Source organism: Thermoanaerobacter mathranii subsp. mathranii str. A3, assembly GCF_000092965.1.
GTDB lineage: Bacteria > Bacillota > Thermoanaerobacteria > Thermoanaerobacterales > Thermoanaerobacteraceae > Thermoanaerobacter > Thermoanaerobacter thermocopriae.
Genome location: NC_014209.1, coordinates 198,590 through 216,130, shown reverse-complemented (window position 1 = coordinate 216,130; position 17,541 = coordinate 198,590). Strand labels below are relative to the sequence as shown.

The following is a 17,541-nucleotide window of genomic DNA, read 5'->3' as shown; positions in this document are numbered from 1 at the left end:
ATATCTCGCAAATATCGTGCCAATTATTCGGCTGATATTGTATTCTTTAAAATTATATCTTTTATTTGTGTTGGGCTTTTAGCTCTTTTCAAAGCATCTATGATTTTTTCATCCGTCATAACTTTATATAAGTAAAACATATAATCCTTTGAATCTTCCTTTAGCGCTATCATAAACACTAAATCTGCCTTAAATTCTCCTTCCCAATAAATAGGCTCTTTTAATTTTGCAATCGCTATGGCAGGTTTTGTGACATGTTCCGGGTAACCATGAGGTATTGCAATTCCTCCTTTTAAAATAGTAGCCCCCATTGACTCTCTTTTATATACACTTAGTAAGAACCTTTCATCCACATAGCCTTTATCTTGCAATATCTCCACCAATTTATCTATAACATCGCTTTTCATAGATGTATCTAAATCATACAAAATAAGGTCTTCCTGTATTACTTCTTTTAAAGGATTTTCCTTCTCTAAATTAACAATTTTTTTAAGCTTTTCAATCCCCTCCCCATTTAAAACTTCTTCTACAGATATAAAAGGTATACTTTTTATGCCGGGATTTATTGTACCAACAAAAGCTACCACTTCATTTTCTTCTCTTATTTTTGAAATTTCTTTTTCAATATCTTCCTGCCTGAGCATTCCAACAGGTATTATTTTGTAATTACCTTTTAGTTGTGGTAAGACATCTTCAATATATTTCTTTATTTTTAATGCTGTTCCCTCTCCTGTAATACATACAGTTACAATCGCTTTTGGAAGTTTATCTTTACTCTTTATATCTTCAACTCTTCCTATATACGTTTTATCTACGTCTAACGCATCTGCTATTTCATCTAAATTAGTATCCGGTATAATAGCTCTTCTGACAGCTTCCAACACCATAACCGTGTCTACTCTTCCTACCACTCTCGTAGGTATTCCTGTCCGTTTAGTTATAATTTCACCAAAAGTGATAAGCGAGCCCATGTCAACCAAAATAATGCAGCCTTTGCCTTCGTCTATTCTTTTCACTACTTCAATTGTCCTCTCAAGAACAGATTCTGGACTTTCATCCAACGCCATATCTATACCAACCGCATGATTTACCCCTAAAAGTTTGTTAACCACTTCCGCCATGCTACTTGCAACATGACCGTGCGTAAGCACAACGACACCTACCCTGCCCTTTACTATTTCTTTTTCGTCTGAAAACGTCCTCAAATACATGGTAATAAAGCCTATTTCTTCCTCTGGTAACTCGATGCCTAATTCTTTCTCTATTTGTTTTGCCATTATTTTAGCGGTAGAATACTCCGCTGGATATTCTCTTATAATATTTTCCAATTGTGGGTTGATTATAGGCTTGCCGCTTAATATTCTTTCATAAGTTGCACTTAAATGGATAGCAAGTGAGTAAAATAAGTTTTCCTCTAACCTACTAAAGCTTTTTTTAGCAATTTCATAAGCTTTTTCAGCCGCCTCCACAATTTTTTCTCCTACTATCCCTTTTAAATCCTTTTTTGAAATTGCGACGTTGGATTTGACATTTATAGCAAACCTTTTTAACTCCTCTTCTATTTCTTTCCCCACAATTTTATCTATTTCTTCTTTGGTAAGGCCTTGATTTTTCAAGTCAATAAACCTTTCTTCTATAAATTGATATATTTCATCCGGAAGCATATATCTGTCTTCTTTTGGATACAACTTATTTTCCTTATCAGGATATACTAAAACATCTTCATTTGAATACTTTTCAATTTCAGGGCTTCTCTTGCTTACTCTGATTATTCCCATCTTGACATGGTTGGGTAAGTCTAACAGGTTTATTGTCAATAAAGAATCTTTGCTTCCCATAGAGTTCAAAAAGGCTTTAGCACAAGCAACCTGTATGTCGCTTCTCAATTGTCCAAGATTGCCGGGACAATCATATAGCATAAGCGCTCTTACTGCCTCTTTTTTTATGATAATTGGTTTGTTAATCCTAAAAGACTCTTTGGAGAAAAAGTTATATATGATTTCGTACCTTTCTTGCGGAGGTCTATCAGCTAAAGAAGGCAGTTCTATCAAGACAGGAATTCTTCGTCTAAAAGTAAGCAACAAAGAAGACTCTGGATTTTCTGTGGTTGCAGCAATTAACATGATTTGAACCTCTCGAGTACTTTCTGTCTCTCCTAATCTTCTAAATTTTCCTTTATCAAGAATAGAAAAGAGTATTTCCTGCCCTTCACTAGGAAGCCTATGAACCTCATCTAAAAAGAGTATTCCCCCATCAGCTTTTTCCACTAATCCTGCTTTAGGAGCATCCGCACCTGTAAAAGCCCCTTTAACATAGCCAAAAAGCTGGGACATAAGAAGCTGAGGATTGTCCGCATAATCAGCACAGTTAAAAACCACAAAAGGCGCATTTTTATTAAATCGTCTGGACTCTATGGCGAAACTATACATTGCTTCTGCAAGCTGGCTTTTACCAGATCCTGAAGGCCCAACTATTAAAGTGTGAAGCCCATGAGGAGGATATAAAACAGCAGCTTTTGCAAGGCTTATCTGAACCCTAAGACTTCCTTCACTGCCAATGATATCTTTAAAGGACAATGTATCTTTATTGGAATTATGGTCTTTATCAACCTTCTGTTTTTCAGCGTTTTGGAAAATTTCTGATTTAACTAGAGTTTCACTACTTTCGCTTTTTAAAATTTCTTTTTTTATTTGTGCAGCCACAAAGCGAGAAATGTTGTATCCTAAATTATTTAACTCTTTTGTCAAATTTCTATCTGAAATATTTGGGTCCTTTGAAATTATTTTTTTAGCATCTTCTAAAAGGTAAGGTTTTCTTCTTTCTCTTGAGTCAGGAATATTATTTTTTAGTCTAAATTGTGTCACATCTTCTCTTTTAATATTGAGGATTGATGCTATTTGTTCATCTGTTAAAGGATTTCTTCTATCTTCTTTTTGTATAATTTCAAAAATTTTATCAATCATGGCGACATGCCTCCCTTCCAATGTACATTATGCAAAAAATATACCATAAATATGGCATGAATTGTAGCGGAATATTTAGTTAAATTGCATAAGTTGTGAACAAAAGTTTTTAGATAAAATAAAAAAGACCTTAATAGGTCTTATGTCATAAAAAGTATGGTAGCATTTGTATTAGTCTTTAAGTTAAGCCTTTATTGGATAAAAAATCTTTTGGTGATATTGCTTTGTTAGTTATTTTTTGAAATTTCTCATCTCTTGTAATAATCAAATCACCTTTTAATTTTCTCAAGCATTGCATTTGCAGAGCACCTTCTAAATCTCCAAACTCCTTCAAATTCATTGCTTTCTTTATGTCATATTTTGTTATACTAACTACTTCTACTATACTTAGCAAAGCTTCTAATGCTTTTATGCTTTCATTGTGAGAAAGGTTTTTATTTATGAAATAATATATATCCGTAATTGAAAAAGCAGCTAAATACGCATTTATCTTTTTTTCTTCTGCTAATTTTAATATGTTATAAGCATCTACGTCAAAGGGAGTTCTTTTCAATAAAACGTCAAGAATAACATTAGTATCAATTAACACTTTCATTTATTTACCCCATTATACCCATATTGTTATTTAACGGGTAATTTCTCCCTCCCCTTTAATTGTATTTATTTCTTATTCTTTCTTCCCGTATTTGCTCAGCAGTTATATTTTTGTCAGGATAGTCAGATAAAATTCCATACAAAAAATCTGCATTTGGTGTACCTTCTTTTTTTGCTGGAATAAGTTTCGCAACTTCACGGCCATTTTTCGTTATAATAATTTCTTCCTTATCAACTAATTCTAAATACTTGCCGACTCTTGTTTTGAATTCTGTAGCGCTTACTTTCATTTTTATCACCTCTTTTACTATGCCTATTCTACATGTTATCCAATTTGATTATATTATTCATCATAGAAATAGTCAATATATAAAAAACACAAATAACCATTTTTTAATTTATGTATTAGAACAAATATCATAAAAAAACTACCTAAGTTCCATAAAAGCTGCCATGCTACCTGTCATGCCTTTGTCTCTTCTATAGGAATAAAATTCACTATTGCAATGGGTGCACATTTGGCTAACTGTAATGTTTTCATCTGGTATGCCAGTATTTATAAGTTCAAGATAATTGGTAAGCTGTAAATCCAGCATCCATTTGCCCTCCGCCTTTTTCACAAGAACTTTTTTCCATTCACCAATAACATCTTTAATTTTATTCGCAACGTCATCACCTACTTCATAGCAGCATTTGTATATAGAAGGGCCTATCCCTACGAGTATATCCTTAGGATTTGAGCCGTATTCTTCTTTCATGGCATTAACTGTTTTAGGCCCAATGTAGGCTACTGTGCCTCTCCATCCTGCGTGTGCAAGGGCAATAACTTTTTTGACAGGGTCTAAGAAAAACAAAGGCACACAGTCGGCATAAAATGTAACAAGCAGAATACCTCTTTCATTAGTCATAAGGGCATCTACGCCAGAAATATCGCTTCCTCCAAAGTTTTTTCCTTTATCCTTTAGAGTCACTTTTCTTATAACATCACCATGAACCTGGTCTGAAAAAACCATATCTTCGTAGGAAAAACCGCCAATATCGCATATTATTTTAAAATTTTCATAGACTTCCTCTTTAGTATCATATCTTTTTAAGCTTAAATTCAAGGAAGCATATTTGCCTTTACTTACACCGCCAATTCTAGTAGTAAAAAGGTGTTTGACAAGTCCTGTCTTTTCAAAAGATGGTATTGTATAAAAAATTACTCCTTTTACCTCATTTCTTTTAAAACCTATTTCCAAAGTATCACTCCTTTTTACTTTTTATGCCATACTAATTATTTCTTTCTTTTTTATCTTTGTCATTTTTCCCCTTTTTCTCATTTTCAATTCCAAAAATTCTATTCGTCCATTTAACAAAAGCTATCAGAACTAATAAAAGCAATATTAGTGTTACCACCGAAATTATGGAAATTATAACAAAATACTTTTCCATTAAATTTCTCTCCTTTATCTCCCGTTAATTTCTCTACTTATTATATTACTACAAACGTTACCAAAAATCATTAAAAATTTTAAAAAAAATAGCAGGATTAACCTGCTATTTTAGTTCAACAAGTTCATAATCTCTTGTACCCAAGCCGATTTCCTCGCCGTATTTTAATTGTAGTTCTCCTTTTGTTTCAGGATGCAAAGCTTTAAATTTGTCTTCTCCAGGATTCATGCCATATCCCGCTTCTTCTAAAGCTGTACCTTTATGACCAAATTGTTGATTTACAAGGTCATAGCTTGCCTGGTCTATAGCAACAGGGTCAAAGGAAGCCAATATTCCTATATCTGGAACAATCGGCGCATCACTCCAAGGAGTGCAATCGCAAAGGGGCGTAACATTCATGATAAAGTTTATAAAAGCAATTTTGTCTTTTTTTGTAGAATAAGCGCCATATGCGTATTCTGTCATTCTCTCTACAAAAGCATCCATATCAGTTCCCCATTGAGGCTTTATCACGCCATATTGACAAATGGACACGCATTCTCCACACCCTATACATATAGAAGGGTCAATATAAGCTGAACCATTGACCAAAGATATCGCATTTACGGGGCAATTCCTGATACACATTTGACATGCGGTACATCCCTTTCCTACAACAGGCTGCACTGTTGAATGCTGCTGTTGTTTTCCTGCCGCAGGTGCACACCCCATAGCTAAGTTTTTGATGGCTCCTCCAAAACCAGCCAGTTCATGACCTTTAAAGTGTGACATTACAATCATTGAGTTTGCAAAAAAAATATTTGAAGCAATTTTTACAGTATCAAAATGTTTTTTGTCAATTTTCACTTCTACAGAGTCTTTACTTAAAATGCCGTCAGCAATTATTATTGGTGCATTTACAACAGCATATGCAAAACCATTTTCAATTGCTGTTGTCAAATGGTCAACTGCATTTGAACGACTACCTTTGTAAAGAGTATTTGTATCTGTTAAAAAGGGCTTTCCCCCATAACTCTTGATTTTATCAACCACTTTTCTTACATATATAGGGTTGATGTAAGCGTTGTTTCCCTTTTCTCCAAAATGAATTTTTATAGCTACCAAGTCATTTTTATCAATAATGTTTTTAAAACCTGCTACATCAAAAATTCTCGCTACTTTGGAAGACAAACTACTGCTAGCTTTATTTGCCCTCAAATTGTAAAAATACACTTTTGATTTCATGATATCACCTCATTTTTAAATTAATTTTTTACAAATTTAGAATTTACAAATCTTATGCCTTTTTTAAAATAGGAAAAAGCAGACCTATCAATAACCAATACAATAACCGAGTAAATTATAGCCCCTGCTAATATAGTTATAAACAGGGCTATAGCCTCATAAATTCTTTTGTCTGACGGCATTTTAACAATAAAATTATTATACATAAAATGCACTAGTACCCCCATTACAATTGATGCCAACATTGCTCTTATAAAACTCATAAACATGTATTTTCCATCTATTTTCCCTACTTTTCTTTTTAAAGAATAAAATAAAAGAAAAGTAGCAAATATAGCCGCAATAGAAGTAGAAAGTGCAAGTCCTCCTAATTTTAAATATCTTACCAAAATTAAATTAAGTGCAATATTTAATAATACAGCCATGGCACCATTTATCATTGGAGTTTTTGTGTCTTTCATAGAGTAAAAACTTCTACTTAAGACATCTCTCAGGCCATATGCAGTCATTCCTATCGCATAATAAAAAAGGGCAATTGAAGTAAGATATGTTGAATTCTCATCAAAAGCTCCTCTTTCAAATAATACTTTTATTATAGGCATTCGGAGTACCATTGCCCCGACTGATACAGGTATTAATATATATAAAATACCACTCACTGCAAAATTTAAACTTTTTAGAAAACCTTCTGTGTCATCAGCTACTGAATGCTTAGATAAAACGGGATATATGACAGTTGCAATTGCTGTTGAAAAAATACCTAGCGCAAACATATTAAGCCTATTGGCATAATTCAATGCAGCAATACTCCCATCAGGCAAAAAAGAAGCTATAACTCTATCTACATACACATTTATAGTTTGTATACCTGTTCCCATAAGTACAGGCATTGCTAATAAAACGACCCTTTTTACTCCTTCATCTTTGAAATCTACTTTCACCCTAAATCTATAACCTAATTTGTACAAAACAGGTAATTGCATTAATGCTTGTAGAAAAGTAGCAATAATTATAGAATAAGCTACTGCTGTAATTCCAAATTTGTCTCCATATAAAATTGCTACCGTTATTACGATAATATTGTAAGGGATGCCTATCATAGCTGGAATAGTGAAATGTTCCATAGACTGAAGAGCACCAGTGAAAATATTAGATGCAGCAATGAACACCATTGTAGGTAATAATATAGTTGTAAGTTTTACTGTCAACTCAAATTTTTCCCCTGTAAAAGCTGGCGCCACAAACTTTACCAGATAAGGCGCAAATAAAAAGCCTAAAATAGTTAAAATTATAGTCGCTAATAAGACTATCCCTAGCAAATTGTTTATAAAATCAAATGCCTTCCGTTTTCCATCTTTTTGAAAGTATTCCGTAAATATTGGTACAACAGTAGTAGCTATTGCTGCAGTCACCGCTGCAAAAAGTATCATAGGTATAACAGTTGCCATATTGTATACATCCATGGAAACAGAGGTCCCAAATTGGAAAGCTAAAGTCATATCTCTCAAAAATCCAAATACTTTACTCAGTAGAGTTATTATCATTATGATGCCAGCTGCTTTTACAGTTTTTTTAGCTGTCGACATATATCCAACTCCTACCCCTCTTCAGTCATTATAAACATAAGCTCTGTAGTAGCTGCAATTTCATCTCCAACTTTTGCAATACCTTTAGCTTTAACAACTCCCATCTTTATAGAATCTATCAAAACCTCTAAAACAAGTTGGTCACCAGGCCTTACCACTTTTTTGAAACGACATTTATTAATACCTGTAAAAAGCCCTAATTTGCCTCTGAATTCTTCTATATTCATAACAGCAATACCGGCTACTTGCGCCAATGCCTCAATAATAAGAACTCCTGGCATTATAGGGTTGTCTGGAAAATGCCCTTGAAAAAAAGGTTCATTAGCCGTCACATTTTTTATTCCAACAGCTTTTTTCCCTTCTTCGATTTCTATTATTCTATCCACTAATAAAAAAGGATATCGGTGTGGAAGAATTTTTTTTATGTCCTTGTTTTCCACCCTATGTTTCACCTCTTTTTAGCCAAATTATAAGAATAAACAAAGCAAATAGCTTATCATTGATTATATCACAAAAAAATGAAAAATAAAAAGGGCAAGCGCCCTTGTGCGTGTCAAAAGTTAGTAGGTAAAAATAATAGCTTTTATACTTTTTTAGAAAGTTGATTATACATTTGTTCCGCAAGTCCAAAAGAGCCATTTTGAGCTAACATCTCCGCATATTTATCATATAACATAGAGGTAAAAACATCATTTGCAAGACTATCTCCTGTCAAAGGGTCCTCTGGAATTGTCTTTCTCATCTCATTTAACATAATTCCTATAAAAACTGCCTCTAACTGCTGACACGCTTCTTTAAGTTTTTGCTGGTCTTTATCTCTTATCGCCTGTTGTATTATTCTCTCAAAATCACTACTGTGCTTTTGTAAATAAATCTGTAATTTATTTATATTATTAATATTATCTACAGGATTTATTTCCATGTAAAGTCATTCCTTTCAATAAACTATCTTCTCAAATTATTTGCAATTCCAAGCATTTCATCAGCTGCTTGGATAGCTTTTGAATTTATCTCATAAGCTCTTTGTGCGGCAATCATGTCCACCATTTCCTTCACCACTTGGACATTTGAGGTCTCTAAAAATCCTTGCATAACTTTGCCCATTCTTCCTTCAAAGTCATCTCTTGTGCCAGGCTGTCCTGACGCTTCTGTTGGCTCATATAGATTATTACCAACACTTAAAAGCCCCTGCGGATTGACGAAATTGTATATTCCTAAAGTAGCTACTTCTTGAGTAGTTCCGTCAGGATTTTTTACGCTTATCACACCCATTGGCGATACTGATATATCTTTTCCAGTGCTGTCAAAAACTATGGGATTACCGCTGTCATCTAATACAGGATAACCGTCAGCAGTCACTAACATCAAAGTGTTACCGTCCGCACTTAGTTTGAAACTTCCATCCCTTGTGTAATAAACTGTGCCATCAGGCCCCAGTACAGCAAAAAAGCCTTCTCCATCTAATGCCAAATCTAAAGGATTATCTGTCTGCTGGAGACTTCCTTCAGTAAAATCTTTTACAATTGCCGAAGGTCTCACACCTACTCCTACTTGCATATTGACAGGTCTGCCTTGTCCACCATATATGTTTTCTCTTTGCAAAGTTTGGTATATTAAATCTTTAAATTCTGCCCTATCTCTTTTAAAAGCTGTAGTATTCACATTTGCGAGGTTATTCGCAATAACATCCACATTAAGCTGTTGAGCCGTCATACCAGAAGCCGCAGACCACAATGCCCTCATCATAATTTTCTACCTCCTTATGATTTGTTATACTTTCCCAACTTCATTGACAGCTTTTCCAAGAGTCTCATCAAAAGCAATTACAACTTTTTGATTCGATTCATAATTTCTCATCACGCTTATCATATTTACCATTTCTTTAACTGAATTGACGTTTGACTGCTCTAAAAAACCTTGTTTTATTCTCCCTGTTGCAGGAATAACTTGTACATTGGCACTGTTATCTATAAAAAACAAATTATTGCCCTCTTTTCTTAAACCATCATAATTATCAAAATCCACAATTCTAAGCCTGTCCACCAATTGACCATTATTTTTAATGTTACCCATCTCGTCCACTGAAATGTCTCCTTGTGATAACTCAATTGGGCCATTTTCTCCTTGCACAATATATCCTTCTTGTGTGACTAAATATCCATCGTTTGATAAAACAAAAGAACCATCTCTTGTATATCTTTGACCATTGGGGGTATCTATCACAAAAAAGCCATTTCCATCTATTGCAAAGTCTAACTTACCATTGGTTTGAGTAAAACTCCCTTCTTCAAAATTTGTATGAAAAGTGTCAATTAATATCCCGTAATCCATCTTTCCAATTTTCCCATCAGGCGGTACGTTATCGCCACCGTATCTTGTTACTTCAAAATTTGGAAAAGAAGAAGTAATTACTATATCCCTTTTATACCCTGTAGTATTGACATTTGCAAGGTTATTTGTTAAAACATCCATTATCTTTGTCTGAGTAACCATACCAGAAGAAGCAGCATAAAGCCCTCTCAACATAAAAATCACCTTCTTAATTTATTTGATTTTGTATACATCAATTATAGTCTCTGATTTTTCTAATAATTCAAGAGAATCCAATGCTTTTCCCGTACCTAAAGCGACACAACTTATAGGGTCATTTGAAAGATATACAGGTGTATTCATCCTTTCCCTTAAAAGTCTGTCCATTCCTTTAAGCAATGCTCCGCCCCCTGTAAGTACTATACCTTTGTCGCTTATGTCCGCTGCTAATTCAGGAGGAGTTCTTTCTAATACACTGTGTACAGCTGCAACAATTTCTTCAAGGGGCTCTTTTAATGCTTCACATATTTCACTGGAAGTCACTTCTACATTTTGTGGCAAACCGGATATTAAACTTCTTCCTTTTACTAGCATTTTCTCTTCTTTGCCATCAAAGTAGGCAGTACCTATATTTATTTTTATTTCTTCTGCCATTCTTTCTCCTATTATCATCTGATGTTTTTTTCTCATGTGTCTTATAATTGCTTCGTCAAAATTATCACCTGCTACTTTAATACTTTTAGACACCACTGAACCCCCTAAAGAAATTACAGCTATGTCAGTGGTGCCTCCCCCAATATCTACAATCATATTCCCACTTGGTTGTGATATGTCTAACCCTGCTCCTATCGCTGCCGCAATAGGTTCCTCAATAAGATAAGCTTTTCGCGCTCCTGCGTGTATTGCTGCATCAATGACAGCTCTTTTTTCTACCTGTGTTATGCCACTTGGAATACAAATCATTATTTTGGGCCTTACTAAAGACCGTCCTTTGCAGGCTTTGTTTATAAAATACCGGAGCATCTTTTCTGTAACGTCATAGTCAGAAATTACTCCAGCCCGCAGAGGCTTTATAGCCAATATATTCCCTGGCGTCCTGCCTACCATCCTTTGGGCTTCTTCGCCAACTGCAAGAATTTTATTAGTATTTCTATCCATTGCTACAACTGATGGTTCTTTTAAAGCAATTCCTTCCCCTTTGATGTAGACAAGGACAGATGCCGTGCCAAGGTCAATTCCGATATCCTTAGAGAATGCAAACATCTAAACACACCTTTCTTATGTATTTCGACAAAAATGGCATCTATTTAAATTATCGACAATGATGCCGAAATTTTTAATTTATTATCAATTTATTAATTCGCTATAAATTTACAAAATCCTCTTTTATTTTCTTAAAATTTGTTGTTCATTTTTTGATATTTCATTTTAGTGGCCTTTCCGCCTCTTATATGCCTTTCTGCTTTATTTTTGCTTAGAATCTCTCTTACTTCTTTATATAATTCAAAATTTATATCGGGAAGTCTTTCTGTCACATCTTTGTGAACTGTGCTTTTGCTAACTCCAAAAACTTTCGCAGCTTCTCTCACTGTTGCTTTATGTTCAATTATGTATTTTGATATTTCCAGTGTTCTCTCTTCTATGTAATCTTTCAAAACCAAAACCCCCTTTGGATTTTCAAATCTCATTAATATGTATATGCCAAAACAAAGCTATTAGAATCTTTATAAATACAAAAAAAGACTTGAATACAGTAAGTATTCAAGTCTTTTTTACAGGTATTTTTATTCAAAATAGGCTATTGGGTCAACAGGCGTTCCATTTTCTAAAAGTTCAAAATGTAAGTGAGGACCTTCACTAACTTCAAACCTTGCCGATTCCCCTATTTTACCTATTTGCTGTCCTTTTACTACTTTTTCTTGTTGTTTTACCAAAATCTCATCCTCTAGATTTGCATACCGCGTTTCCCATTTTCCATTTTTTATAACAACAGTATTCCCTAATTTTGGATCTTTATATACTTTTGCCACAATTCCATCCATGGCTGCCAATACAGGTTCTCCTAGCTTTGAGCCAATATCTACACCTTTATGAGTTGTCCATTCTTGAAGGGTTTTTGAAAACACAAGCTTGTCTTTGGCAAATTCTAATATTATGTCTCCATTTACAGGCTTTAGTAAAACTAATCTTGCAGAAGATAAATCGTTATCTTTTTTTATAGTAGAGGTATTACTTGCCATAACAGTTGTTACTTTGCTGTTTTCTAAACTATCACTTTTACCTGAACTTTTAACTTCATCGTTTTCTGCCACGGGTTGAAAGTTTTCTTTCGTTTGTTGACTGATAACAGCTGTAGAATTATTTTGTTGTTCTTTTTCTTCTTGAGCTTGTGCTAGTTCTTTTTCATAACTCCAATCACTTTCAATAGCCGAATTAATTTCTTCCTGCTGTGCTTTTCTGAGTTCTTCTAATTTTTTTAAATTATTATTAGTGACATATATTGAGGTAGCAGCTATCACTACTATGGATAAAAATAATATTATGTAAAAACCCTTTCTATCAAAAAATCTTATTAACTTCTCCCTGTTTATTCTCACATTTTTCACCTCCAAATGGTATTTTAACCATTAGCCTAACTATTTATACAAAAAATACAGCACTTTATCAGTGCTGTATTTTCAATAAATCTTCAATTTTTACTATTTCTACTCCTGTATAATAATATTTCAATATTTCATCAAACTTTTTGCCTTGTTTTGCCAACGCATTTGCTCCATATTGACTCATTCCCACTCCGTGACCATAACCTATGACGGTTATTACAATGTTATTTCCTTGTGCTTCAAAGTTAAAATTTGTAGAATTTAAATCAAATATTTCCCTTATCTCTTCTCCACCAAAAGTCATATTACCTATTTTCAACGTTTTAATGTGCCCGGCTTGAGTCCTTTCAACATCTTTTATTTGATTTAAAATATCGCTATTATCTAATTTCAAAGAAGGTTTTTTTTGCTTTAATTTATTTATAAATTCCTCTTTTGACATTACAACAGTAGTTTTATATTTTGAGGCTACTTCTTCTCCCGGCGAAACAACACTTCTTAAATAGGGTATTTTACTCTGCCATACATCCTCGGAATTCTCTGTTTTTCCCCCACTTATAGCATGATAAGCCGGTACAATCAAAGCATCATTGTAAACTAATACAAGTTCTTCTGTATCTGCTACCGCTTGTGATATTTTTACATAATATTTGTCAAAATTTTCTCCCCATTTTTGCCTCAACTCCTCCTCCGATTGCCATGCTTGGCAATGTTCAGAATCGGTACACACATCAGCTCCTGGATGTAGCTGGCAACCCTTGCCTCCTAAAACTATTTCTTTCGAGAGTACATAAGTTCTCGCTGTAACAGCTTGTGCCTTTAGTGCCTCTATTTCAAATTCCGCAGGCATTTCCGCTGCAACTACCCCTTTTACGTACTCCTCCAAATCAATTTTTTGAATTTTATTTTGATTTGTTATAAATACATTTACTGTATGATAATCTTTATTATTCAAATTATCTACTTTTACCAGATTCCCTCCATCAATGAGTTTGACCTCATTTTCAGGTGTGGAAGAAGTTCTGTGAGGATTAAAACCAAAAACTATTATAGAAGGCAAAATTATTAAACTAAAAAATATTAAAAAAACCCCGTAAATGGCATATTTCATTTTTCCCCTCCAAATCTTATATACTCAATAAAATATATGCGAATATGTATACCTTTATTCTATTATTCTATTTCATAAATAAGCAAGAGACTCCTTGTAGAGTTTCAGTAGGTAACTAAATAGAACTGCCATTTTGTACAGTTACACCCCACAGGACCAGTACTTACTGTAAGGAAACGTAGTAACTTGTATAGCCCACTGGTTTTCTTTAAGGCCAGCCAAACTGACACTTTGTACACTTCTTGTCACAACTTTGCTAAATTTTACTTTGTTTGTATCGTATTAGATCGCCCACGGTATATATTGTGACATTAATAAGTGTATAAAGTTGTATGGGTTATGGTAATACCTTGAGGAATAATTGTAATAAGCACAGAACCGCTTTGTGAAATAAATTTAAAAAAGACTAAACGTTAGTAAAAACAAAAAAATAGCTGCTTTAAAGCAGCCTACATTGGGTTGGGGGTGCAGAATATATTAAATTTTATGGGGAAAAGGGGAATCATTCTTACATTTTAAATTATATTATATACTTTTGCTACTTTAAATAGGACTTAAGTCTCATTTTTTGTTATTTTTATATTTTTTTATACATATATCGACTTACTTCTCATGGGAAATTACATACCCTATCATTTTGTCTCCATCTAAATAAGCATCAAATCGTCCTTCAAATATTTTGACAGCCGTGTCGATATATGTCCCTTTCTTAAACCATTCTTCATTGAAAATATTATCTTTATAACCATCAAATACTGGCATGTATAAAATGTTGTCAATATCTAAATCAGCAAAAAAGTGAGTTCCATAAGAAAGTTCTGGCATAAAATCGCCATTTTTTATTCCAAGCTCTACAATCATAGCAGCATTAGATATTTCGTTGTATATAACAGGTACCCCCAAATATGGATTGGAAGACCCCCACCTTCCCGGACCTACAAGAATGTATTTGTCTCCTATACTTTTATTGAGTCTACCTATTATTCGCGCAATTTCATGTTTATCTTTATATTGGCTATAAACTTTATGATCTACGTATACTATATATCTTATGTTTTTCAAGATGCCATTTGTAAGCATCCTATCCCCTTTCAACAAGACACATTTTTTTTCAATATCTTTAGGAATGTGGACTTTTCTGAAACTCTCATAAGAACTTAATGGTCGTGTTTGAAGAAGATAAAACTCGTCTTTTTTTAAGTTATAAGCAAATTCAATGTCAACTGCCATTTCCATTTCTTTCTCAAGATATTTAAATAAATTAGAGATTATGCTGAAAAACCCTTTATGCCTCCTCGGAAAGTTTTCAAAGGTAAAAATATATTTATCAAAAACCTCATCGCTTCTATTAAGTATATTAATATCCAAAATAGCATTCTCTCTTTCAGAGTATGTCTGTGCAATATCACCTATTTTATCATGATACGTTAAAAATTGCGGCACTTCATTTATGTTATAGGTCTCCACTTCCCCTGTAATTAAATTTAGCACATCAAAAGCTTCCTGAGAATTTTTAGCTATTTCTTTTGGATTATTGCCTTCCGGTCTTAATCTCAGATTAGTAAGGGAAAAAATTCTCGCATATCCTCTACCAGTACACTTTGTACCCAAGCCAAAAACTAATCTCACAACTCCGTCCTCTATTTTAATTCTATCGGTCCACCGCCTATAATTTCGAGAAAATCCTACTCCAGAAACTTCTGGATAAAAATATACTCCTTTTTGGGAACCTATTAGTTGTTGCACAATTACCCCCATTAGATCCTTCTGGCCCGGTGCATGCTTTCTTCTGTAAGCAACAGCATCAGGCCTGTATACGCTTAAATAAATTTCTTTAATAGCTTTTTCTAGTTGCTTAACTCTTTCTCTATCTGAGCCTCTATTGGGAATAAACGTAGTATAATATTTGCCAGCAAAAGAATATTTTATATTGTCCTCTAATAAAGAGGAAGACCTTATAGCTAAAGGATAGTGCATCTTACTTAAAATTTCATACAATATCTTTTCATATTCTGGGGGAAATTTAGTCTCCCTAAATCTTATTTCTGCTTCATCATAAGGAGTATCTTCTGTTATATCATTTAAATCGTTGTAATCTAAAAACATTTGATAATAGTCAGTAGCTATAAAAAAGCTTTCAGGTATTTTTACACATTGCTTAAAAACGTCGCTATACTTTTCTACTACCTCTTCTGCAAAGCAAAGTCCTGAAGCTTTTCCTCCAATATGGCCTTTTCCAAAAATTCTATCTTCGTTTTTTTTACTTAAGCGAGGGTTGTAATTTTTATATGATAAAGTCTCAGACATTTTTCCACCGCCTATTGAGAACTTTACTCATATCAGCAAGGTATTTTATTCATAATCACTCCTATTGTTTCGCACATACTTAATGTTTTAACTTTATAAAAAATTATAGCACGAGATTATTTAGTAAACAACAAAAACCTCCCACAAATTTTCTTCGTAGGAGGTGGACATTACCATTAAACAACCTATTCTATATTTAAAGCATCAATAGGATCAACATATTCTAAACCTTGCGCATCTGCAACAGGTTTGTATGTTACCATTCCTTTGTAGACATTGAGTCCTTTCAGTAGCGCTTTATTTTCAAGTAAAGCTTTCTTATATCCTTTACTTGCTATCTCCAAGGCATAAGGCAAAGTTACATTAGTCAGTGCAAAAGTAGAAGTCCTTGAAACAACCCCAGGAATGTTGGGCACAGAGTAATGTACTACTCCATGTTTTATAAAGTACGGGTCTTTGTGAGAAGTCGTTCTATCACAGGTCTCTATACAACCTCCTTGGTCTATTGCAACATCTACTATTACTGCTCCCTTCTTCATCGTCTTTACCATTTCTTCTGTCACAAGTTTTGGCGCTTTTGCTCCAGGTATCAAAACTGCTCCTATTAACAAATCTGCTTTCTTCACACTCTGAGCAATATTAAAACTATTTGACATCAAAGTTGTAACTCGTCCTCCAAATATGTCATCAAGATATGCAAGTCTTGCAGGATTTACATCCAATATTGTAACTCTTGCCCCCATCCCCACAGCTACTTTTGCTGCATTTGTACCTACCGTTCCTCCACCTATTATTACTACTTCTGCTGGCTCTACTCCTGGTACTCCCCCCATTACAATTCCTCTTCCTTCATTTAGGTTTGTAAGAAGATAAGCTCCTATTGTCACCGACATTCTTCCAGCTACTTCACTCATGGGAGTCAAAAGAGGAAGAGCTCCATTATCTAGTTGTACCGTCTCATAAGCAATTCCTATTACTTTTTTCTTTAATAAGGCTTCTGTTTGTTGCTTATCAGGAGCTAAATGAAGATATGTAAAAAGAACCTGCCCTTCTTTTAAATAATCGTATTCACTTGGTTGTGGTTCTTTTACCTTCATAATCATATCTGCTACATCATACACTTCTTTTGCAGTAGAAAGTATTTTAGCACCAGCTTTTACATATTCTTCATTTGCTATACCACTTCCTATTCCCGCATCTTTTTCAATGTATACTTCATTGCCATTTTTGACAAATGCCTCTACTCCCGCAGGAGTAATTGCCACACGGGACTCTGCAGTTTTTATCTCTTTTGGAACACCAATTTTCATACTCTATCTCCCCTTTATCAATTTTTGCTAAACATTTTCAATATATTAATTCTACAAAGATATTAAAAATCCTTCAACAAAAAATAGAAACTATAAAAA

The 17,541-nt window shown here is 33.9% G+C and carries 17 protein-coding genes; all 17 read right to left on the bottom strand.

Going from position 1 to position 17,541, the window contains the following annotated elements; translation table 11 throughout:
* Positions 1–23: 23 nt before the first annotated feature.
* Complete coding sequence (locus TMATH_RS01080; protein WP_013149645.1) at positions 24–2,963, bottom strand: sigma 54-interacting transcriptional regulator; 2,940 nt, start codon at positions 2,961–2,963, stop codon at positions 24–26.
* A 178-nt stretch (positions 2,964–3,141) separates the two neighbouring features.
* A complete protein-coding gene (locus tag TMATH_RS01075; protein WP_013149644.1) occupies positions 3,142–3,558 on the bottom strand; it encodes a type II toxin-antitoxin system VapC family toxin in 417 nt (138 codons plus the stop codon).
* Positions 3,559–3,613: 55 nt separating this feature from the next.
* Complete coding sequence (locus TMATH_RS01070) at positions 3,614–3,847, bottom strand: type II toxin-antitoxin system Phd/YefM family antitoxin (RefSeq protein WP_013149643.1); 234 nt, start codon at positions 3,845–3,847, stop codon at positions 3,614–3,616.
* Between the two features lie 138 nt (positions 3,848–3,985).
* Entirely contained in the window at positions 3,986–4,798 is an 813-nt protein-coding gene (gene pgeF / locus TMATH_RS01065; RefSeq protein ID WP_013149642.1) for a peptidoglycan editing factor PgeF, read from the bottom strand.
* Between the two features lie 31 nt (positions 4,799–4,829).
* The gene (locus TMATH_RS11980) at positions 4,830–4,991 is read right to left on the bottom strand and encodes a hypothetical protein (protein ID WP_013149641.1); all 162 of its coding nucleotides are present in this window, start codon (positions 4,989–4,991) and stop codon (positions 4,830–4,832) included.
* A 105-nt stretch (positions 4,992–5,096) separates the two neighbouring features.
* Positions 5,097–6,215, bottom strand: a complete 1,119-nt coding sequence (locus tag TMATH_RS01060; RefSeq protein ID WP_013149640.1) for a DUF362 domain-containing protein — start codon at positions 6,213–6,215, stop codon at positions 5,097–5,099.
* Positions 6,216–6,235: 20 nt separating this feature from the next.
* Complete coding sequence (gene murJ / locus TMATH_RS01055; protein WP_013149639.1) at positions 6,236–7,801, bottom strand: murein biosynthesis integral membrane protein MurJ; 1,566 nt, start codon at positions 7,799–7,801, stop codon at positions 6,236–6,238.
* Between the two features lie 11 nt (positions 7,802–7,812).
* Positions 7,813–8,241, bottom strand: coding sequence for a 3-hydroxyacyl-ACP dehydratase FabZ (gene fabZ, locus TMATH_RS01050; RefSeq protein WP_013149638.1), 429 nt, complete (start codon positions 8,239–8,241; stop codon positions 7,813–7,815).
* Positions 8,242–8,384: 143 nt separating this feature from the next.
* Positions 8,385–8,723, bottom strand: a complete 339-nt coding sequence (locus TMATH_RS01045) for a rod-binding protein (protein WP_013149637.1) — start codon at positions 8,721–8,723, stop codon at positions 8,385–8,387.
* A 23-nt stretch (positions 8,724–8,746) separates the two neighbouring features.
* Positions 8,747–9,547: a flagellar basal-body rod protein FlgG gene (gene flgG / locus TMATH_RS01040; RefSeq protein WP_013149636.1), complete on the bottom strand. Its 801-nt coding sequence runs from the start codon at positions 9,545–9,547 to the stop codon at positions 8,747–8,749.
* A gap of 24 nt (positions 9,548–9,571) precedes the next feature.
* Positions 9,572–10,327 (bottom strand): flagellar basal-body rod protein FlgF, encoded by a 756-nt coding sequence (gene flgF, locus TMATH_RS01035; protein ID WP_013149635.1) that lies wholly within the window; start codon positions 10,325–10,327, stop codon positions 9,572–9,574.
* Positions 10,328–10,345: 18 nt separating this feature from the next.
* Positions 10,346–11,374, bottom strand: coding sequence for a rod shape-determining protein (mreB, locus tag TMATH_RS01030; protein ID WP_013149634.1), 1,029 nt, complete (start codon positions 11,372–11,374; stop codon positions 10,346–10,348).
* A gap of 131 nt (positions 11,375–11,505) precedes the next feature.
* Positions 11,506–11,766 (bottom strand): sporulation transcriptional regulator SpoIIID, encoded by a 261-nt coding sequence (spoIIID, locus tag TMATH_RS01025; RefSeq protein ID WP_012994315.1) that lies wholly within the window; start codon positions 11,764–11,766, stop codon positions 11,506–11,508.
* 129 nt (positions 11,767–11,895) lie between these two features.
* Positions 11,896–12,708, bottom strand: a complete 813-nt coding sequence (locus TMATH_RS01020; protein WP_013149633.1) for a M23 family metallopeptidase — start codon at positions 12,706–12,708, stop codon at positions 11,896–11,898.
* A gap of 67 nt (positions 12,709–12,775) precedes the next feature.
* Positions 12,776–13,825: a stage II sporulation protein D gene (spoIID, locus tag TMATH_RS01015; RefSeq protein WP_013149632.1), complete on the bottom strand. Its 1,050-nt coding sequence runs from the start codon at positions 13,823–13,825 to the stop codon at positions 12,776–12,778.
* 603 nt (positions 13,826–14,428) lie between these two features.
* Positions 14,429–16,132 (bottom strand): PEP/pyruvate-binding domain-containing protein, encoded by a 1,704-nt coding sequence (locus tag TMATH_RS01010; protein WP_013149631.1) that lies wholly within the window; start codon positions 16,130–16,132, stop codon positions 14,429–14,431.
* A gap of 185 nt (positions 16,133–16,317) precedes the next feature.
* Entirely contained in the window at positions 16,318–17,442 is a 1,125-nt protein-coding gene (gene ald, locus TMATH_RS01005; protein ID WP_013149630.1) for an alanine dehydrogenase, read from the bottom strand.
* Positions 17,443–17,541: the final 99 nt, after the last annotated feature.